General features: G+C 61.9%; 18 protein-coding genes. 2 read left to right on the top strand and 16 right to left on the bottom strand.

Annotation, left to right across the window (positions count from 1 at the left end; translation table 11 throughout):
* Positions 1 to 246: 246 nt before the first annotated feature.
* From hflX to dusB, 10 genes are all read right to left on the bottom strand, one after another.
* Positions 247 to 1,572, bottom strand: a complete 1,326-nt coding sequence (gene hflX / locus ACM5SV_RS19000; RefSeq protein ID WP_222004710.1) for a GTPase HflX — start codon at positions 1,570 to 1,572, stop codon at positions 247 to 249.
* Between the two features lie 77 nt (positions 1,573 to 1,649).
* Complete coding sequence (gene hfq / locus ACM5SV_RS18995; RefSeq protein WP_003539403.1) at positions 1,650 to 1,892, bottom strand: RNA chaperone Hfq; 243 nt, start codon at positions 1,890 to 1,892, stop codon at positions 1,650 to 1,652.
* Positions 1,893 to 2,004: 112 nt separating this feature from the next.
* Entirely contained in the window at positions 2,005 to 2,868 is an 864-nt protein-coding gene (locus ACM5SV_RS18990; protein WP_222015815.1) for a D-amino-acid transaminase, read from the bottom strand.
* Between the two features lie 64 nt (positions 2,869 to 2,932).
* Positions 2,933 to 4,297, bottom strand: a complete 1,365-nt coding sequence (locus ACM5SV_RS18985) for a sigma-54-dependent transcriptional regulator (protein ID WP_003559163.1) — start codon at positions 4,295 to 4,297, stop codon at positions 2,933 to 2,935.
* Complete coding sequence (locus ACM5SV_RS18980) at positions 4,287 to 6,557, bottom strand: sensor histidine kinase NtrY-like (protein WP_222015814.1); 2,271 nt, start codon at positions 6,555 to 6,557, stop codon at positions 4,287 to 4,289. Before ACM5SV_RS18980 ends, ACM5SV_RS18985 begins: the two co-directional genes overlap by 11 nt.
* A 257-nt stretch (positions 6,558 to 6,814) precedes the next feature.
* The gene (locus ACM5SV_RS18975) at positions 6,815 to 7,267 is read right to left on the bottom strand and encodes a hypothetical protein (RefSeq protein WP_222015812.1); all 453 of its coding nucleotides are present in this window, start codon (positions 7,265 to 7,267) and stop codon (positions 6,815 to 6,817) included.
* 198 nt (positions 7,268 to 7,465) lie between these two features.
* Complete coding sequence (locus ACM5SV_RS18970) at positions 7,466 to 8,455, bottom strand: potassium channel beta subunit family protein (RefSeq protein WP_222015810.1); 990 nt, start codon at positions 8,453 to 8,455, stop codon at positions 7,466 to 7,468.
* A 607-nt stretch (positions 8,456 to 9,062) separates the two neighbouring features.
* The gene (gene ntrC / locus ACM5SV_RS18965) at positions 9,063 to 10,514 is read right to left on the bottom strand and encodes a nitrogen regulation protein NR(I) (RefSeq protein ID WP_003539347.1); all 1,452 of its coding nucleotides are present in this window, start codon (positions 10,512 to 10,514) and stop codon (positions 9,063 to 9,065) included.
* Positions 10,511 to 11,665, bottom strand: coding sequence for a two-component system sensor histidine kinase NtrB (locus ACM5SV_RS18960; protein ID WP_222015808.1), 1,155 nt, complete (start codon positions 11,663 to 11,665; stop codon positions 10,511 to 10,513). Before ACM5SV_RS18960 ends, ntrC begins: the two co-directional genes overlap by 4 nt.
* A complete protein-coding gene (gene dusB, locus ACM5SV_RS18955; protein ID WP_419425347.1) occupies positions 11,662 to 12,678 on the bottom strand; it encodes a tRNA dihydrouridine synthase DusB in 1,017 nt (338 codons plus the stop codon). The genes ACM5SV_RS18960 and dusB overlap by 4 nt, the downstream gene beginning before the upstream one ends.
* Positions 12,679 to 12,823: 145 nt before the next feature.
* On the opposite strand from dusB, the gene ACM5SV_RS18950 reads away from it, so the two are divergent.
* Entirely contained in the window at positions 12,824 to 14,041 is a 1,218-nt protein-coding gene (locus tag ACM5SV_RS18950; protein ID WP_221969302.1) for a bifunctional 2-C-methyl-D-erythritol 4-phosphate cytidylyltransferase/2-C-methyl-D-erythritol 2,4-cyclodiphosphate synthase, read from the top strand.
* Complete coding sequence (locus tag ACM5SV_RS18945) at positions 14,038 to 14,541, top strand: CinA family protein (RefSeq protein ID WP_206641085.1); 504 nt, start codon at positions 14,038 to 14,040, stop codon at positions 14,539 to 14,541. Before ACM5SV_RS18950 ends, ACM5SV_RS18945 begins: the two co-directional genes overlap by 4 nt.
* A gap of 11 nt (positions 14,542 to 14,552) precedes the next feature.
* Here the strand turns inward: ACM5SV_RS18945 and ACM5SV_RS18940 are convergent, their stop codons facing one another.
* The 6 genes from ACM5SV_RS18940 to lpdA form a co-directional block, all read right to left on the bottom strand.
* Positions 14,553 to 15,008 (bottom strand): type II toxin-antitoxin system RatA family toxin, encoded by a 456-nt coding sequence (locus ACM5SV_RS18940; RefSeq protein ID WP_017993995.1) that lies wholly within the window; start codon positions 15,006 to 15,008, stop codon positions 14,553 to 14,555.
* Positions 15,009 to 15,017: 9 nt separating this feature from the next.
* On the bottom strand, positions 15,018 to 15,587 hold the full coding sequence (locus tag ACM5SV_RS18935; RefSeq protein WP_221969300.1) for an AAA family ATPase: 570 nt from the start codon (positions 15,585 to 15,587) through the stop codon (positions 15,018 to 15,020).
* Positions 15,588 to 15,814: 227 nt separating this feature from the next.
* Complete coding sequence (lipA, locus tag ACM5SV_RS18930) at positions 15,815 to 16,786, bottom strand: lipoyl synthase (protein ID WP_113546011.1); 972 nt, start codon at positions 16,784 to 16,786, stop codon at positions 15,815 to 15,817.
* 143 nt (positions 16,787 to 16,929) lie between these two features.
* Entirely contained in the window at positions 16,930 to 17,178 is a 249-nt protein-coding gene (locus ACM5SV_RS18925) for a GlsB/YeaQ/YmgE family stress response membrane protein (protein ID WP_003539331.1), read from the bottom strand.
* A gap of 25 nt (positions 17,179 to 17,203) precedes the next feature.
* Positions 17,204 to 17,458, bottom strand: coding sequence for a GlsB/YeaQ/YmgE family stress response membrane protein (locus ACM5SV_RS18920; protein WP_003539329.1), 255 nt, complete (start codon positions 17,456 to 17,458; stop codon positions 17,204 to 17,206).
* 119 nt (positions 17,459 to 17,577) lie between these two features.
* Positions 17,578 to 19,044: a dihydrolipoyl dehydrogenase gene (lpdA, locus tag ACM5SV_RS18915; RefSeq protein WP_222015802.1), complete on the bottom strand. Its 1,467-nt coding sequence runs from the start codon at positions 19,042 to 19,044 to the stop codon at positions 17,578 to 17,580.
* Positions 19,045 to 19,049: the final 5 nt, after the last annotated feature.

Here is a 19,049-nt window from a genome sequence, read left to right as displayed (position 1 = left end):
TGTAATCTCGTCACGCGAAGTCGTCGCCACCTCTGTGAGCCGCCGCGACGACGCCGAAAACAATGCGACGATCTACACGCTCGCTTAACCTAGCGCATATGACCCTAACCCTCTCCCCGTAAACGGGTAGAGGGGACGTGCCATGCGAGAGGAGTGGGGGGAATGGAGAGGTCCGCGGCTTGTCCCTTCGCCCCGTTTACGAGGAGAAGGTGGCGGCAGCCGGATGAGGGGCCGGTCTCGCCGACCTTACCGCTCCCAATCTTCCTTTGAAGACTTCTGGCCGTTGCCGATGCGGCGCTCGAGTTCGGTGGCTTCGGTTTCGGACAAGCGCAGGTCGAGGGTGATCGTTCCGTCTTCATTATCCTCGCGGCCGTCGACGATCGCGTGATCGTAAAGCCAGGGCAGCAGCGCCAGCTTGTCGACAGGAAGGCGGATCGTTGCCACGGTCATCACGCCTGACAGTCTGCGGCTGATCTCTTCCATCAGCGTATCGACGCCCTCGCCGCTGACGGCCGAAACGGCCACCACGTTGCTGGCGCCGGCCGACTTCTGCACCATGGTGTCGTGCACCTCGGGCTCCAGCCGGTCGATCTTGTTCCAGACCTCAATCAGCCGCTTGTCGGCTTCGGCCTCGTCGATGCCAAGATCGTTCAGGATGCGCATCACGTCAGAGCTCTGCGCCTGGTTGTCGGCATCGGACATGTCGCGGACATGCAGGATGAGATCGGCTTCCAGCACCTCTTCCAGCGTCGCCCGGAAGGCGGCGACCAGATGGGTCGGCAGGTCAGAGATGAAGCCGACGGTGTCGGACAGGATGACAGTGCGCCCGTGCGGCAGCTTCATGCGCCGAAGCGTCGGGTCGAGCGTGGCAAAGAGCATGTCTTCGGCCAGCACGCCGGCGCCGGTGATGCGGTTGAACAGCGTCGACTTGCCGGCATTGGTATAGCCGACCAGCGCCACGATCGGGTGCGGCACCTTGCGGCGCTTGGCGCGGTGGAGCTGGCGGGTGCGCACGACCTGCTCCAGCTCGCGTTCGAGCTTGATGATGCGGTCCTGCAGCATCCGCCGGTCGGCTTCGATCTGGGTTTCGCCGGGACCGCCCATGAAGCCGCCGCCGCCGCGCTGGCGTTCAAGGTGGGTCCAGCTTCGGACGAGGCGGCCCTTCTGATAATTCAGATGGGCGAGGTCGACCTGCAGCGTGCCTTCCTTGGTGGAGGCGCGGCGGCCGAAGATTTCGAGGATGAGGCCCGTCCGGTCGATGACCTTGGCGTTCCATACCTTTTCGAGGTTGCGCTGCTGTACCGGAGTCAACGGATGATCGACGATGACGAGACCGGAATCGCGCTCGTCGAGCAGTGCCTTGATCTCCTCGATCTTGCCGGTGCCGAGCAGTGTGGCCGGTCGCGGATCGTTGACCGGGACAATGGAGCCGTTGACGACATCGAGGTCGATCGCCTGGGCAAGGCCCGTCGCCTCTTCGAGCCGGCTTTCCGGTGTGCGGGTCGAGGCCGATTCGCCCTGGCCGCCGCGACTGCGCGATTTCAGAACCGGCACGACGACAGTCGCGCGCATGTCGTCCCTGTGCTTGGCGGCCTCAGGGATGATCGAATCGTTCTTGGTATCGCGTGTCGAAATGACGGCTGATCCTGTTAGGACGCTGCTTCTTCGCTCTCGAACATCTGCATGGGCTGGCCCGGCATGATCGTAGAGATCGCATGCTTATACACGAGCTGCGAATGGCCGTCACGGCGAAGAAGAACACAGAAATTGTCAAAAGACGTAACAACGCCCGTGAGTTTCACGCCGTTGATCAGAAAGATTGTCAGGGAAATCTTTTGCTTGCGAACAGTATTGAGAAATAAGTCCTGAAGATTCTGAGAACGTTCCGCCATCGCGCCGCTTCTTTCTTTATTGCCGACCTGATCCGGCCGGTAGAATATCAATCAACCTCACCATGCGAAGACCGGTGGCATCCTCATTCCACCTGTCCAGCAAATCTTGGTATCAAATCGCAATCTTTTCCGCAACGTCGAAAAAGGCCTCGCGGACTTTCTGCGAAACGCTGCCCGGATGACCGTTGGCAATGGCCTGGCCATCGACGGAAACGACCGGAAAACAAATGCTTGTGGCTGCAGTGAGGAAGACCTCGCGGGCTGCGAGCATCTCCGAAACGGAGAAGCTCCGCTCGGCGATTTTCAACTCCAACTTGGCTGCGACATCCATCAGAGTGGTGCGGGTAATGCCGCGCAGAATGCCGTGTTCGGCCGGGCGCGTCACCAGCGTTCCATCAGGATCGACGATCCAGACATTGGTCGCCGCCCCTTCCTTCACCATGCCGTCGCCGTCGGTATAGATCGCTTCCTGGGCGCCGGCTTCCTTGGCCTGCTGGCGGGCCATGGCATTCGGCAGCAGGCCGACGGACTTGATGTCGACGCGGTCCCAGCGATTGTCGACAAGGGTGATCGCCTTGATGCCATTGGCGTTCTTGGCGGCGATGATCCTGGCATCGGTGCTCTTGGCGGTGATCACGAGTGAGGGCGGCGTTCCCTCGGCCGGAAAGACGTGATCGCGGCGGGCGACGCCGCGTGTCACCTGCATGTAGAAAAGCCCGTTGCGGACATGGTTGCGGCGCAGCGTCTGGCGAATGACCTGGGTCAGCGCCGCCCGGCCCATCGGCCAGGCGATGCGCAACTCACCAAGCGATCGGTCGAGACGGTTCAGGTGGCGCGTGAGATCGACGATATAGCCGTGGCGCACCTCGCAGACCTCATAGACGCCATCGGCGAACTGGTAGCCGCGATCCTCGATATGCACGCTGGCATTGGAATGCTTGACGTAACGGCCATTCACATAGGCAATTCTCGGCATGGGAAACCTGGTCTTCCGGGAAGCAATATGGGACGCGGCGCGGGGTCGGCCGCGCCGGATACACTTAGACGCCGAGCGACTTCAGCTTGCGGTGGAGCGCCGAACGCTCCATGCCGACAAATTCCGCGGTGCGCGAGATGTTGCCGCCGAAGCGGTTGATCTGGGCGATCAGGTAATCCTTCTCGAACATCTCGCGGGCTTCGCGCAGCGGCAGCGTCATGATGTGATAGTCGTTCTTGGCGGACACCTTCGGCAGCATGTCGCCGAGATCGGTCGGCAGCATGTCGGCGGTGATCGGCGCATCCGGGCCGTCGGTGCGGGCAAGGATCATCAGCCGCTCGATATTGTTGCGCAGCTGGCGGATGTTGCCGGGCCAGTCATGCGCCTGCAGCACCGCCATGGCGTCGTCGCCGATACGGCGCGGACGGATGCCGGCCTGCTCCGATATCTGGCGCATCAGTTGATCGACGAGGAAGGGAATGTCCTCGCGCCGTTCGGCAAGCGCGGGCACACGCACCGGCACGACGGCAAGGCGATGATAGAGATCCTCGCGGAACCATCCCTCGGCGATGCGGCTCTCGAGATTGTATGCGGTCGAGGAGATGATGCGGACATCGACCTTGACGCGCTTGGAGCCGCCGACCCGCTCGAACTGCTGATCGACCAAGACGCGGAGAATCTTGTTCTGCGTCTCGCGCGGCATCTCGCCGACCTCGTCGAGATAGAGGATGCCGCGATGGGCTTCTTCGAGCGCGCCGATCTTGCGCGCCTGGCCGGGCGTGCCCTCGGTGCCGAACAGCGCCACTTCCATGCGCTCGGGCGTGATGTTGGCGGCGTTGATCGCAACGAAGGGGCCGTTGGCGCGGGCCGACTTCTTGTGGATCATCCGCGCCACCAGCTCCTTGCCGGAGCCCGACGCGCCGAGGATCATGATGCGGCTGTTGGTCGGCGCAACCTTCTCGATCGTCTGGCGCAACTGCGAGACGGCAACCGAGGTGCCGATCAGCTCCAGCGCATCGCCGGTGCGGCGCTTCAGATCCGAGACCTCGCGCTTCAGCTTGGAATTCTCCAGCGCGCGTTCGGCGATCAGGATCAGCCGGTCGGCCTTGAAGGGCTTTTCGATGAAATCGAAGGCGCCGCGCTTGATCGCCGAGACGGCGGTCTCGATGTTGCCATGGCCTGATATCATCACGACGGGCAGTTCCGGATGGCGAGTCCTGATCTCGTCGAGCAGTGAGAGACCATCGAGCTTGCTGCCCTGCATCCAGATATCGAGGAAGATCAGCCGCGGCACGCGATCGGAAATCGCCGCCAGTGCGCTGTCGCTGTCATGGGCCGTGCGCGTCTCGTGCCCTTCGTCGGAGAGAATGCCGGAAACGATCTCGCGAATATCGTGCTCATCGTCGACGACGAGAATATCAGAGGCCATAAACGCTTTCCTTGTCATTGGCTGCGGGGGCAGCAGGCGTCGGATCCAGGCGTGGCAGATGCACGCGGATCATGGCCCCTCTTCCCCGGTCAAAATCGGCGGGCGCATCATGCAGCTCGAGCTGCCCGCCATGTTCCTCGATGATCTTCTTGACGATGGCGAGGCCGAGGCCGGTGCCCTTCTCGCGCATCGTCATATAGGGTTCCAGAATGCTGTGGCGGTTCTCCACCGGCAGGCCGCGGCCATTGTCGATCACGTCGACGGTGAAGCGGTCGCGGCCGGTATCGAGGGCGGCGCGGACGAGAACCTTGCGTTCGTCCCGTTCGTCGCCAGGAACGGCCTCGATCGATTCAACGGCATTCTTGATGAGATTTCCGAAGGCCTGGCCGAGCATGCGGCTGTCGAACAGGCCTTCCAGCGGCTGGTCGCCGAAATCCTGCCCGAAGGTGACGTGATGGTTGCCCATCTCGCGCAGGAAGATCGCGTCGCGCAGGATATTGCACAGATCGCTCGGCTCCTTGGTGGGCTTCGGCATGCGAGCAAAGGCGGAGAATTCGTCGACCATGCGGCCGATGTCGCCGACCTGGCGGATGATCGTATCCGTGCACTGGTCGAAGACGGTCCGGTCATCCGGGTCGATCTGCTTGCCGTAACGGCGCTGGATGCGCTCGGCGGACAGCTGGATCGGCGTCAGCGGGTTCTTGATCTCATGAGCGATGCGCCTGGCCACGTCGCCCCAGGCGGTCGAGCGCTGGGCGATGACGAGATCGGTGATGTCGTCGAGCGTGATCACGTAGGATTCGCTCATGTCGCGCACTTCCTCGCGGGTGACCTGCACGCTCAGCGTCCTCACCGTGCCGCCGCGCACCAGCGCGATCTGCTTGCGGAAATCGCCGCGATAACGCACCGCAGCCTCCGTCAGCACGTGATCGACCTCCGGCGCGATGTCGACCAGCTGCTTTCCGAGCATTTCGTCGGCCGACAACGACATCAGCGTCTCGGCCGAACTGTTGACGATGGCGATGCGGCGATCCTGCTCGACGCCGATGACGGCGGCGGTGACGCCCGACAGCACCGCTTCGATGAAGCGGCGGCGGTCGTCGACCTCGTCCTTGGCCTCAAGGATCTCGTCGCGCTGGGTGCGAATTTCGGAGATCATCTTGTTGAAGGTGCGAGAGAGATTGGCGACGTCGCCGTCGACGGCATGCACCGGCACGACGATATCCATATTGCCCGATGCAACGCTGTCGGCCGCCGTGATCAGCAGGCGGATCGGCCGGACGATGCGGTCGGCGACGGCGATCGCGGTCCAGATCGCCGCCAGCAGCACGATGAGCGCGAAGCCGATATAGAGCACGGCGAAGGCGACCTGCAGCGAGAAGCGGTTGGCCTCCATCGAGCGGTATTCGGTGGCGTTCTCCTCCATCATGCGCATGGCGCCCATGACCTTGGGATCGACGGCGCGCACCGTATAGAGAAAGGTGCCCTGGATGGCGTCGAGCTTGATGATGGCGCCGACGAGATTGGTGACGCCGGGCGGGATCAGCGTCGGCTGACCGGCCGCAGCCTTTTCCAGTGCGTCCTGTGGAATGGCCGGCAGCGGCTTTTCGGTGGCGATGTCGGCCTGGACGATCACCGAGCCGTCGCGCTCGACGAGGAAGGCGCCGAGCAGGCCGCGGCCCCTCGCCTGGCGGGTCATCAGGTCGGCAAAACCGGTCCTGTCAAGGCTGTAGAGCGCGCGGTTGCGCTCCAGATCGTTGGCCATGGAGACCGTCTGCCCCTGCAGGTAGCTGGCATTCTCCATCATGTAAGCTTGGCCGATATTGCGCGACGAGCTGACGATCGACTGGGTGCGCAGCGCGAACCATCGGTCGAGGCCGGCATTCAGCGTGATACTGGCGAAGATGGCGACGAGGATCGCCGGCGTAATCGCGACGATCGAAAAGAGCACGACGATGCGGATGTGCAGGCGGGCTGCCGCACGGCCGCGGGTGCGGGCTTTCAGCAGCCTTGCCACCTCGCGGCCGATCAAGGCGAGCAGCGTCAGGACAAAGAAGGAATTGACGATCACCGAGGTGATGACGACATGCGACGTCGGGGCGATCGGCGTCAGGCCGAGCAGCACGAAAAGCGTCGCTGTGGCGCAGAGAAGCGCGCCGCCGGCGAGCACGAGGCCGGGCACGGCAAAAAGGGCGCGGCGGTCGGTCACTGTCGTCACCGTCTCGCCCGCCGCCGCCGGCGATACCCCATCCTGCGTCATTCGGCCTCTCTTCAGACGACACCTGCCGCCCTCGCCATCCGATCGAAAACCAAGCAACGCCGGCTTAAGAAGCCAGCGCTGCAACGACTCGATCGGGGCGAATGTCCAAAACCCTTGCGTGACCTTTAAGCAACGCATTGTGGCGAAAATGCAACGCGTCTGGTCACATTGTCAAGCCGTGTTAACCTTGTCTCGTCGGCCGTGAGTTCGGCTCCGCCGCCCATGTCGGTGGTTTTCCATGCCGCCTTTTTACGTCTCTAATCTAGTTGATTTGCGCATGCATCGAGCTTCACATAGTGCGACGTGAGCCTCCCAACGTATGCTCCGTTAGAGATATTCTCCTTCATGAAGTTTATTTTTACGACCTTTGCAAATGTCCTCGTCATGTACTGTTCGAACGTCTCAGGAGAAAAATAATCATTTGGGAATCCGCGATATATACTGCAGCAGTCCGGGTGCCTCATAAGGAACTCTGGCACAAACCTGTAGTTGGACTTCATCCTCGATGACTGGATGAAATAGGGTGAGTTTTCAGACGCTCGGATGGATTGAGCGACAGCGGCTGTTATGAACTCGCTGTCGCTGAGCGGCCCACGGTCTCCGCAATCGTGCGAGACCTCCCAGGTGTGGCCGGCCGTTTTGAACCTGATGAACGTCCAGGCACCGGTAAAGAGCACGATTGCCGCCAGCAAAATCAGGAGAATTCTCAATATCTCGCTCTCAAAATGTCTTAACGGCCCGTGTCGACAAAAGACGGCATCGAGAGCTTTTGGCCCAGAAGCTCGCCGCATCCTCCGACCAGTAGAATACCCCGTTGGCCCGCTGCGCGAGCCATCGTGCTGGAACGATTGGCCAGCGACGTCCCTCGACGGGCCTTGATCTGACCCGCCGAGGGAGGTTTGTTTTCTCTAGAAGCGACGTGGTCCTTCGGGCTTGTTTCCGACGATCGTGTCGATCCGCTCCAGCACGTCAGACGTCATCTTGTGTCTGTGTGAGAGGGCCGCGAGATTGTCCTGCAGCTGGCTGGCGCGCGAGGCTCCAAGAATGACGGTCGAGACGTTGCGGTTGGCGAGGCACCACAAAAGGGCAAGATGCGTGATCGACATGCCGATCTCGTCCGCGAGCTTTGCGAGCTCGCCGACTTGTTTGAGCTGGGCAAGGCCGGCATCGCTGGACCACTTTTCCTTCAGCCATTCGTAGCCCGGCAGGTTCATACGGCTGTCGGCCGGCACACCGTTATTGTACTTGCCGGTGAGGACGCCCGAGGCGAGCGGTGACCAGATCGTGGTGCCAAGGCCGATCAGGTCATAGAGCGGCAGATAGTCGGATTCGACCTTCTGGCGTTCGAAGATGTTGTATTGCGGCTGTTCCATGGTCGGCGGGGTGATGCGCAGGTCCCGGGCAACGGCGTAGGCTTCCGTCAATTGCTGCGCGGACCATTCCGACGTGCCCCAATAGAGCACCTTGCCCTGGGCGACGAGATCGTGCATCGCCCGGACTGTTTCCTCGATCGGCGTGTCGATATCCGGGCGGTGGCAGAAGTAAAGGTCGAGGTAGTCCACCTGAAGCCGCTTGAGCGCTGCGTGGCAGGCGTCGGTCACATGCTTGCGCGACAGGCCGCGCTGCGTCGGCTTCTGGCCTCCCCAGAAGACCTTGCTGGAGACGACGAAGCTGTCGCGGCTCCAGCCGAGCCTGCTGAGCGCCTCGCCCATCACGATCTCGGATTTGCCGCTCTCGTATCCTTCGGCATTGTCGAAGAAGTTCACCCCGTTGTCGTAGGCAAGCTTCATGAGGTCGACGGCGTCGCCTCCATTGACCTGCTTACCGAACGTCACCCATGAGCCGAAGGAGAACTCGCTCACCTTCAGGCCCGACTTTCCCAAACGTCGATATTCCATCATGCAACTCCCGCAAATTATGAATATGTGCCGGCTGGTCACCGGGGTCGGCGTCGCCCGATTGATCGACGACCGATTCGCGTAATCTATGGCATGCGGAACGATATGCGAGGCTCAGCCCGCAAGTTGACCAAAACACGATGTCGCAGGCCCCGTCAGCCCCGACCGTAAAGAAAAAGGGCGCTCCACGACATCAGTCGGAGCGCCCCGTGGCATGCGATCGACGACGTTTGCGGCGGAGGTCGACGGCAGCAAGAGCAGAATGACGAGATTCGGAACGGATAGGCAACATGCGATTGGAATCTGCGACATTATCGCCCGCTGATTGATCACGTCGTCCACCTGTTATCCACAGCTTATCCACAGGCATGGCGACGATGATCGCAGCAACTTCAATGACATTTGCCCGGCGGCGAAACACTCCTCACAAATGCTTATGTGACTGTCGAATGACACCGCATCTTTGTTTGTCTGCTTGGATATAAACCGTGGCCTGGCTCAGATAGGCTCACCTCTCCTCCCGACCGTGGCGGCGGACGCCGGGAGGGGTGGGCGGTGGGCAACATGAGGGCCCGCCGCCTTCTTTTCATCGCACCCCGGAGCAGCTTCAGGCGGTGCGGGAACTCCTGTAGACCGAGACGCCAAGTTCCCTGATCTTCTTGCGCAAGGTGTTGCGGTTGAGACCGAGAAGATCGGCCGCCTTGATCTGGTTGCCGCGTGTCGCCGTCAGGGCGGCGAGGATCAGCGGATATTCCATTTCGGTCAGCACACGGTCATAGAGGCCGGGCGGCGGCAGATTGTCCCCGAAGCCTGCGAAGTAGCTGCGCATGTTCTCTTCGACGGCTTGCGCGATCGTCATCGAGCCGCTGCGCATCGGCCCCTTGTCGATCGGGCTGTCGGGCACGTCGGAACGCAGTTCCGCGTCGATGATCTCGCGGGTGATCACATCCTGCGGATAGAGCGCCATCAGGCGGCGGATGAGGTTCTCCAGTTCGCGGACGTTGCCCGGCCAGGCATAGGCCTTCATCAGTTCGAGCGCTTCCTGATCGAAACGCTTGGAGCCAAGACCTTCCTTTTCCGCCTGCTGGATGAAATGGCGCACCAGATCGGGAATGTCCTCGGCGCGGTCGCGCAGCGGCGGCAGGCGCAGCGGCACGACATTGAGGCGGTAGTACAGATCCTCGCGGAAGAGGCCCTGGTTGATCGCCTGCTTCAGGTCTTTGTTGGTGGCGGCAACGATGCGCACATCGGTGCGGATCGGCGTGCGGCCGCCGACGGTGGTGTATTCACCCTGCTGCAGGACGCGTAAGAGCCGCGTCTGGGCGTCCATCGGCATATCGCCGATCTCGTCGAGGAAGAGCGTGCCGCCTTCGGCCTGCTCGAAGCGGCCGGTCGAGCGCGTCTGGGCGCCGGTGAAGGCGCCCTTCTCATGGCCGAAGAGTTCAGATTCGATCAGGTCACGCGGGATCGCCGCCATGTTGATCGCAACGAACGGGCCGTTGCGGCGCTTGCCGTAATCATGCAGCGCGCGGGCGACGAGTTCCTTGCCGGTGCCGGATTCGCCGGTGATCATCAGCGTCAGGTCGGTCTGCATCAGCCGGGCGAGCACGCGGTAGATTTCCTGCATCGCCGCCGAGCGGCCGACGAGCGGCATGCCGTCTTGCATGTCGTCTTCGAGTTTGGCGGGCTTGCGCTTCGGCTCGGCGAGCGCCCGGCCGATGATGCCGATCAGCTCGGTGAGGTCGAAGGGCTTCGGCAGATAATCGTATGCGCCCTTCTCCGAGGCCTTGATGGCGGTCATGAATGTGTTCTGGGCGCTCATGACGAGGACCGGCAGGTCGGGCCGCGCCTTCTTGATACGCGGCAGCAGATCAAAGGCGTTTTCGTCGGGCATCACCACATCGGTGACGACCAGATCGCCCTCGCCTGCCGAAATCCAGCGCCAGAGGGTAGCGGCGTTGGAGGTGATACGGACGTCATAACCGGCGCGGCTCAAAGCCTGGTTGAGCACGGTCCGGATGGCCGCATCATCATCTGCAACGAGGATCGTGGCTGTCATCGAGAAGGTCCTGTCGAGCTTGCTATAGAGGCGTCTTCGAGCGAGGCGTCCTTCGACGCCGGCATGAGAACGCGGAATGTCGTGCGGCTGTTCTGGCTGTCGCATTCGATGATGCCGCCGTGATCGCCGATGATCTTGGCGACCAGCGCCAGGCCGAGGCCGCTGCCGTTCGGCTTGGTGGTGATGAAGGGATCGAATAGATGCGGCACCAGATCGAGGGGGACGCCGGGGCCGTTGTCGTGGACGCAGAATTCCAGCGGCAGCGAGATCTTTTCGCGCGTGCCGGCGACCGAAAGACGGATGCCGGGGCGATAGGCCGTCGTCAGCATGATCTCGCCGTCCGACCGATCGCCGACCGCTTCGGCGGCGTTCTTCACCAGATTGAGGAAGACCTGGACGAGCTGGTCGCGATTGGCATAGACGGCCGGCAGTGACGGGTCGTAACTCTCGGTGACGCGGATGTTGCGGGCAAAACCCGCCTTGGCGACCGCCTTCACATGATCGAGCACGGAATGGATATTGACCGGCATGCGGTCGACAGGGCGTTCGTCGGAAAAGACTTCCATGCGATCGACCAGCGAGACAATGCGATCGGTCTCGTCGCAGATCAGCCGGGTCAGCGCACGGTCCTCATCGACCGCGGACTGTTCGAGCAGCTGGGCAGCACCCCGTATGCCCGAGAGCGGGTTCTTGATCTCATGCGCCAGCATCGAGGCAAGGCCGGTCACCGAGCGGGCGGCGGCGCGATGCGTCAGCTGCCGGTCGATCTTGTCGGCCATCGAGCGTTCCTGAAAGACAATGACGACGGCGCCGGGCTCGCTGAGCACAGGGGCGACATAGAGATCGACCAGCTTGTCCTGGCCGAGGCGGGGTGAACTCAGGTCGACGCGATATTCGTTGACCGGCGCCTTGCGCTCGCGCACCTGGTCGATCAGGGCAAGCAGCGGGCTGCCGAAAGGAATGAAGGTCGAGATGCGGTAACGCGCCAGATGCGAGGCGCTGGCGCCGAAGAAGGCCTCCGCCTCCCAATTGGCAAAAACGACGAAGCCGGATTCGTCGACCATGACGACGGGGTTCTGGATGGCGTTCAGCACGGCCATGGCGACGGTCCCGCCGGCGTGATCGGACGGAGATGTCATATCCTTCATCATGCCGCCTCCCGGCTGTCGACAACACTGGCCGCAAGCGCATCGTAAAGGCGCGCGGCCACCTCGTGCGGGTCGCGCGAGGTCATGATCTCCGCCTTTTCAGCGCCTGACAAATCAGGCGCGAAACGCTGGAGATACCAGCCAAGGTGCTTGCGGGCGTGGCGGATTGCCACCGCCTCGCCATAGAAATCCAGCATCATCCGGTAATGCTCGACGGCAATCTCGGCGATCTCCTGCGGTAGCGGCTCGGGCGCTCCCGATATGACACCGGCATGCCACGGCCTACCCTGGCAGCCCCTGCCGATCATCACGGCATCGGCGCCGGAGCGGCGCAATATTTCCTGCGCATCGCTTGCCGTTTCGACATCACCGTTGGCGATCAGCGGAATGGAGATCACCTCGCGGACGGCGCGGATCGCATCCCAATCGGCGCGGCCTTCATAGAATTGCATGCGGGTGCGCCCATGAATGGTCACAAGCTGGATGCCGGCCGCCTCGGCGCGGCGGGCGATATCAGGCGCGTTGATCGAATTCTCATCCCAGCCAAGGCGCATCTTCAGCGTCACCGGAATGTCGACGGCCTTGACCGTCGCCTCGATGAGGCCGAGCGCGTGATCGGGATCGCGCATCAGCGCCGAGCCGGAATAACCGCCGATCACTTTCTTTGCCGGGCAACCCATGTTGATGTCGATGATATCGGCGCCGTGATCGGCGGCGATCTTGGCCGCCTCCGCCATCCAGTGCGCCTCGCGCCCGGCAAGCTGCACCATATGCGGCCGGAAGCCCGCAGCGCTAAGCCGCGACCAGGATTCGGCCGTGTCGTTGACCAGTTCACGGCTCGCCACCATCTCGGTGACGACGAGGCCAGCGCCGAAGCGCCAGGCAAGCTCGCGGAAGGGCATATCCGTGACGCCGGACATCGGCGCCAGTACAACGCGGTTCCGCACGGACACGGGTCCGATTTGGAAAGGCGCTGCGAGGTCCTTGTAAATCAAATGATTATCTTTCGGGCACACAATAGAACTGCATTATTTTTAGCCACTATTCCCTGGCTTGCCAAGGGGGCTGCGACCGGAATTGATATTTTTCGGGCAGATGCTGGAAAAGGCCAAAGCAAGACGTTAGAGCACTCGGGTCAATTCCGCATAATTTAGGGGATTTATGCTGCAAATGCCTTCTAAGCAACCGATATCGGCTGGAATTGTCATCGTTGCCGCCGGCCGCGGCGAGCGCGCAGGATCATCCAAGGAAGGCCCCAAGCAGTATCGCATGATCGGCGGCAAGCCGGTTATCGTGCATACGCTTGAAAACTTCATGACATGGGAAGCGGCAACTGAGATTGTCGTCGTCATTCATCCCGATGACGAGGCGCTGTTTGCGAGAGCCTTCCGCCACATCATCTCGGCAACGCCGATCGAAACGGTGCATGGGGGTGCCACAAGGCAGCAATCCGTGCTTGCCGGCCTCAGATACCTCAAAGACAAACAAATCAGCCATGTGCTGATCCATGATGCCGTGCGGCCGTTCTTCGACCATGATCTCCTGGACCGCATTGCCGAGAGCCTCGACGCCGGCGCACAGGCGGTGCTGCCAGCGATCCCGGTCACAGATACGCTGAAACGCGCCGACAGCGCCGGCACCGTGCTGACGACGGTTTCGCGCGAGCATCTTTACGCTGCGCAGACGCCGCAATCCTTCGCCTTCCAAACGATCCTCGAGGCGCATGAGAAGGCGGCGGCAAGCGGACGAAGCGATTTCACCGACGACGCCTCGATCGCCGAATGGCTGGGCATTCCGGTAACGATCGTCGAGGGCACGGCCGACAACGTCAAGCTGACGGTCAAAAACGATATCGCCATGGCCGACGACAAGCTCTCGTCTTCGCTGCTTCCAGACGTGCGCACCGGCAACGGCTACGACGTGCACCAGCTCGTCGCGGGCGATGGCGTGACGCTCTGCGGCGTGTTCATTCCGCATGACCAGAAACTGAAAGGACACTCGGATGCCGACGTTGCGCTGCATGCGCTGACGGACGCGCTGCTTGCCACCTGCGGCGCCGGCGATATCGGCGATCATTTCCCGCCGTCCGACCCGCAATGGAAGGGGGCAGCTTCGCGGATCTTCATCGAGCATGCCGCCCGGATCGTGCGCGAGCGCGGCGGCACGATCATGAATGCCGACGTCTCGCTGATCGCCGAAGCACCCAAGGTCGGCCCGCATCGCGACGCTATGCGGGCGAAACTGTCGGACTATCTCGGCATCGATATCGAGCGCTGCTCGGTCAAGGCGACGACCAACGAGACGATCGGCTTTGTCGGCCGGCGCGAAGGCATCGCGGCGATCGCCACGGCAACCGTCGTCTATCGCGGGAAGAAATGATGAGCCCTTTTCCCAACGATATCCTTTCGGCGGCGGAGACGATCATTCGTGACTTCACGGCCGCAGGGCTGATGGTCTCGACCGCCGAATCCTGCACCGGCGGGTTGATCGCCGGGGCGCTGACGGAGATTTCGGGTTCGTCAGCTGTCGTCGACCGAGGCTTCGTCACCTATACGAATAGCGCAAAGATCGAGATGCTCGGCGTGCAGGCGGAAACCCTGCTGCGCTTCGGGGCAGTTTCCGAGGAAACGGCGCGGCAGATGGTGCATGGCGCCCTCTTCCGCTCACGCGCCGAGATCGCCGTTGCCGTCACCGGCATTGCCGGCCCCGGCGGCGGATCGGCGGAAAAGCCGGTCGGCCTCGTGCATCTCGCCGCCAAATCGCGCGACGGCGCGCTCATCCATCGAAAGATGCTCTATGGCGATATCGGCCGCAGCGAGGTTCGGCTGGCGACGATCAGGACGGCGCTGGAAATGGTGCGCTCGCTCCTTGCTGCCTGACGCCGGTTCGCTCATCGGGCTGGCGTGTAGATCCTGTTTGCGCGCGTCTCGAAGGCTTCGGTGAACATGCGGAAGGCGCGGTCGAACATCGAGCCCATCAACGCACCCAGGATGCGGCTCTTGAACTCGTAATCGATAAAGAAATCGACGGTGCAGCCGCCAGACGGCGTCTCGGCAAAGTGCCAGCGGTTGTCGAGATATTTGAACGGGCCATCGATATATTTGACCTCGATGACGTGTTCGGCCCGGTTCAGCAGCACCTGTGTCGTGAAGGTCTCGCGGATCGCCTTGTAGCCGACCGTCATGTCGGCAACGAGCAGGATCTTGCCGTCGCGCTCCTTGCGGCTCCGGATGGCGAGCGCTTCGCAGAGCGGCAGAAATTCCGGATAGCGCTCGACATCGGCGACGAGATCGAACATCTGCTCGGGCGTGTGCGGGACGGGACGGTGCGTTTCGAATTGCGGCATAAGCGGCAATTAATCGGGCCGGCCGAGAAGATCAAGAAGCTCGCGCATCTGGCGGCGGGATTTTAGCTGAAGAACCGGCACGTCGGGGCCGTGCTCGGCGATGCCGGCGACATGATCCCGAAGTGCTGCTTCGATCAAGGGGGCGGCATCCCGCTCGAAATTCCAGATATAGGCAAGCGCCTCCAGCGAGAGCCGTTCGGGACAGCCGACTGGCAGTTCGGGACGGTTGCGCCCGAAATAGCGCAACCCTCTCGATATTGCTCCATACAGGCATGCATCTCTGGGTAGCCGAAGCCAAATAACGGCGTCGGCGCGCGGCAGGCGAAGATGGAAGGAGCTGAGCCCGGTTCCATCGATGATCCAGCGTTCTTCCGCCACGACCTCCGATATCATCCGATCGATGTCGCTGCGATCCCGCTTCCTCCAGCCGGGAAGCCAATAGAAATCGCGATCCATCGATATATAGAGAAGATCGAGCGAGGTCGACAGCGCCCGTGCAAGCACGCTCTTTCCACCACCGGGGCAGCCAATCACCAGAATGCGTTTGGCATGCCGGAGCATTGCTCCGTCGACGGGCATGGCCGCAACTCCCATGAAAAACCGCTGCGAAAACCCGCGGCTCAGACTGCTGATAAAATCGGCCATTCCTCTTTCGTCATGCTCGGGCTTGTCCCGAGTATCTGCAACCGGCACAGCAGATCCTCGGCACAAGGCCGAGGATGACGTCGAGTCAAGATCGAGGTTTGCCAACAAACTGAACTGCGGCGAAAATCGCCGCAGCCGACACAAAAAGCAAGCGCCGGATCTTACTCGGCGGCGATCAGCAACTTCTTTTCGCGGGCCGCCCGCAGCCGGGCGAAGTCGTCGCCGGCATGGTGCGAGGAGCGGGTCAGCGGGCTGGAGGCGACCATCAGGAAGCCCTTGCTGTAGGCAACGGTCTCGTAGGACTTGAACTCGTCGGGCGTGACGAAGCTTTCGACCTTATGGTGCTTGCGGGTCGGCTGCAGGTACTGGCCGATCGTCAGGAAATCGACATCGGCGGTGCGCAGATCGTCCATCAGCTGCAGCACTTCGTTTCGCTCTTCGCCGAGACCGACCATGATGCCCGATTTGGTGAACATGGTGGGATCGAGTTCCTTCACCCGCTGCAGCAGGCGGACGGAATGGAAGTAGCGGGCGCCGGGGCGAACCGTCAGATAATTACCAGGCACCGTTTCCATATTGTGGTTGAAGACGTCGGGCTTGGCGGCAACGACGCGTTCCAGCGCCCCCGGCTTCTTCAGGAAATCAGGCGTCAGGATCTCGATCGTCGTCATCGGCGAGGAGGCGCGGATCGCCCAGATCACCTTTTCGAAGTGCTCGGCGCCGCCGTCCTCCAGGTCGTCGCGGTCGACCGAGGTGATGACGACGTGGCTGAGGCCCATCTCCTTGACCGCCTTGGCGACGTTCTCCGGCTCGGCCATGTCGAGCGCATTCGGCTTGCCGGTGGCGACATTGCAGAAGGCGCAGGCGCGGGTACAGATCTCACCCATGATCATGAAGGTCGCGTGCTTCTTGTCCCAGCACTCGCCGATATTCGGGCAGCCGGCTTCCTCGCAGACGGTGACGAGCTTGTGCTCCTTCACGATCGCGCGTGTCTCGGCATAACCCTTGGAGGTCGGCGCCTTGACGCGAATCCAGTCCGGCTTGCGCATGACTTCCGTGTCCGGCCGATGCGCCTTCTCCGGATGCCGCACGCGCTTGGCGTCGGGATTGATCGTGTCGAGGATGGTCACCATTGCAGTTTCAACCTTCTACCGCCCCTATGCGGCAAATCATCTAAAGAGCATCGCGTCAAATCGGATTAATGCGACGCTCTTTAAGTCTTTGTTTTATGCAAGTCGTTATCCCAAAACCGCTGCACACTTTTGGGCGACATGCATTAGCGCCGCACCAGCCGCGCAAGGAATATCAGCAGGCAGGCGCCGAGAAAACCCGTCACGAAATAACCGAGCCGCCCGCCGACCACCTCGAGATGAAACTGCGCGAGGATGGCGCTTGCGACGACCGAGCCGACGATGCCGAGCACGATATTCAGGAAAATCCCGTATCGCGCTTCCATCAGCTTGCCGGCGAGCCAGCCCGCAAGCCCGCCGATGATGATTGCCGAAATCCAGCCGACGCTTTCCATTCTTGCCCTGCCCCTCAGTTGCGCTTCAAGCGACCGCCCTCGCGATCAGAACCACGATGATGGCGCCGACGGTGGCGTGGATGATCTGCACCACCAGCGCGTTTTCAATGCCCAGCGAAATGCCGAGCGCGCTGAACAGATAGCCGCCGACGAAGGCGCCGATGATGCCGCTCAGCAGGCATCTTATCAGCCCGCCGCCACCGACGACCAGGCTTGCGAGGAAGCCTGCGACCAGGCCGATCAGCAAAAATACCAGCAACGCCTGCGTCTCCATAGACATGATGATTTCCTTTCGTTTTTTCCACCCCAGCGGAGTGGCTTTCCACTCCGGGGGGATGGATTCTCCACCCCGGCGGGACGGCTTTGCCGCTCTGAGATAAAGGGCGGATTGGGAAATTATCAAGCGTTCAGCACGCGACCGTAAGCATCGAGCACCGCTTCCTTCATCGATTCCGACACGGTCGGATGCGGGAAGATCGTGTGCATCAGTTCTTCCTCGGTCGTCTCGAGGTTCATCGCAACGACGAAGCCCTGGATGAGCTCGGTGACTTCGGCGCCGACCATATGGGCGCCGAGCAGCTCGCCGGTCTTCTTGTCGAAGATCACCTTCACCATGCCTTGGTCTTCGCCGAGCGCGATCGCCTTGCCGTTTGCTGCGAAGGAGAAGCGGCCGACGCGGATGTCACGGCCCTGCTCCTTGGCTTTGGCTTCGGTGATGCCGACGGAGGCGACCTGCGGATTGCAATAGGTGCAGCCCGGGACCTTGCCCTTGTCGGTGGGATGAACATTCGGGAGGCCGGCGATCTTTTCGACGCAGACGACGCCCTCATGTTCTGCCTTGTGCGCCAGCATCGGCGGGCCGGCGACATCGCCGATCGCATAGATGCCGGCGATATTGGTCTTGCCGTAGCCATCGATGACGACGCAGCCGCGGTCGGTCTTGACGCCGAGCGCCTCGAGGCCGAGGTTTTCGATATTGCCCTGAACGCCGACGGCCGAGATCAGCCGGTCGGCGGTGATCTGCTGCACCTTACCATCGGCCGTCTCGACATGAGCGGTGACGCTGCCGGCGCCCTTCTCGACCTTCGAAACCTTGGCGCTCGTGAAGATCTTGAGGCCACGCTTTTCAAGCTGCTTGCGGGCGATCGCCGTGATCTCGGCATCCTCGACCGGCATGATGGTCGGCATGACTTCAACGACCGTCACGTCGACGCCCATCGAGCGATAGAAGCTGGCGAATTCGATGCCGATCGCGCCCGAGCCCATGACGATCAGCGACTTCGGCAGCACATCCGGCTTCAGCGCCTCGAAATAGGTCCAGATCAGCTTGCCATCCGGCTCGATGCCGGGCAGCGCGCGCGGGCGGGCACCGGTGGCAATGATGATGTGCTTGGCGGTATAGGTGCCCTCGCCGCTCTTGACGTTCTTAGGCAGCGGATGCTGCGGCTCCACGACGGCCTTCGACGACTTGCCGACGACGATCTCGCCCGCCTGGGTCCCGGTCGAAGCCTTCGTGATCTTTGCCTCGCCCCAGATGATGTCGATCTTGTTCTTCTTCATCAGGAAGCCGACGCCGGCATTCAGACGGGCGGAGACGGCGCGCGAGCGGCCGACGACGGCCTTGGCATCCGGCTTGACCGTGCCTTCGAGAACGAGGCCGAAATCCTTGAAGTGATTGGCGTGATCGAGCACCTCGGCCGAGCGCAACAACGCCTTGGTCGGGATGCAACCCCAGTTCAGGCAGATGCCGCCCATATGCTCGCGCTCGACGATCGCGGTCTTGAGGCCGAGCTGGCTGGCGCGGATGGCAGCGACATAGCCGCCGGGACCCGAACCAATGATGATGACGTCGTAGGATTCAGCCATGTGTT

This window comes from Rhizobium sp. CRRU65 (assembly GCF_048551595.1).
Lineage (GTDB): Bacteria > Pseudomonadota > Alphaproteobacteria > Rhizobiales > Rhizobiaceae > Rhizobium > Rhizobium leguminosarum_J.
The sequence above is the reverse complement of the archived record's forward strand: the minus strand, read 5'-3'. Positions and strand labels throughout refer to the sequence as shown.

What these genes read in the sequence shown, in the direction of transcription:
- hflX (WP_222004710.1), bottom strand. Translation starts at nt 1,572, where the DNA reads ATGCGCGCGACTGTCGTCGTGCCGGTTCTGAAATCGCGCAGTCGCGGC.
- ACM5SV_RS18940 (WP_017993995.1), bottom strand. Translation starts at nt 15,008, where the DNA reads ATGCCGCAATTCGAAACGCACCGTCCCGTCCCGCACACGCCCGAGCAG.
- ACM5SV_RS18990 (WP_222015815.1), bottom strand. Translation starts at nt 2,868, where the DNA reads ATGCCGAGAATTGCCTATGTGAATGGCCGTTACGTCAAGCATTCCAAT.
- ACM5SV_RS18925 (WP_003539331.1), bottom strand. Translation starts at nt 17,178, where the DNA reads ATGGAAAGCGTCGGCTGGATTTCGGCAATCATCATCGGCGGGCTTGCG.
- ACM5SV_RS18945 (WP_206641085.1), top strand. Translation starts at nt 14,038, where the DNA reads ATGATGAGCCCTTTTCCCAACGATATCCTTTCGGCGGCGGAGACGATC.
- ACM5SV_RS18950 (WP_221969302.1), top strand. Translation starts at nt 12,824, where the DNA reads ATGCTGCAAATGCCTTCTAAGCAACCGATATCGGCTGGAATTGTCATC.
- ACM5SV_RS18960 (WP_222015808.1), bottom strand. Translation starts at nt 11,665, where the DNA reads ATGATGAAGGATATGACATCTCCGTCCGATCACGCCGGCGGGACCGTC.
- lipA (WP_113546011.1), bottom strand. Translation starts at nt 16,786, where the DNA reads ATGGTGACCATCCTCGACACGATCAATCCCGACGCCAAGCGCGTGCGG.
- ACM5SV_RS18985 (WP_003559163.1), bottom strand. Translation starts at nt 4,297, where the DNA reads ATGGCCTCTGATATTCTCGTCGTCGACGATGAGCACGATATTCGCGAG.
- ACM5SV_RS18970 (WP_222015810.1), bottom strand. Translation starts at nt 8,455, where the DNA reads ATGGAATATCGACGTTTGGGAAAGTCGGGCCTGAAGGTGAGCGAGTTC.
- lpdA (WP_222015802.1), bottom strand. Translation starts at nt 19,044, where the DNA reads ATGGCTGAATCCTACGACGTCATCATCATTGGTTCGGGTCCCGGCGGC.
- hfq (WP_003539403.1), bottom strand. Translation starts at nt 1,892, where the DNA reads ATGGCGGAACGTTCTCAGAATCTTCAGGACTTATTTCTCAATACTGTT.
- ACM5SV_RS18935 (WP_221969300.1), bottom strand. Translation starts at nt 15,587, where the DNA reads ATGCCCGTCGACGGAGCAATGCTCCGGCATGCCAAACGCATTCTGGTG.
- ACM5SV_RS18920 (WP_003539329.1), bottom strand. Translation starts at nt 17,458, where the DNA reads ATGTCTATGGAGACGCAGGCGTTGCTGGTATTTTTGCTGATCGGCCTG.
- ntrC (WP_003539347.1), bottom strand. Translation starts at nt 10,514, where the DNA reads ATGACAGCCACGATCCTCGTTGCAGATGATGATGCGGCCATCCGGACC.
- ACM5SV_RS18980 (WP_222015814.1), bottom strand. Translation starts at nt 6,557, where the DNA reads ATGACGCAGGATGGGGTATCGCCGGCGGCGGCGGGCGAGACGGTGACG.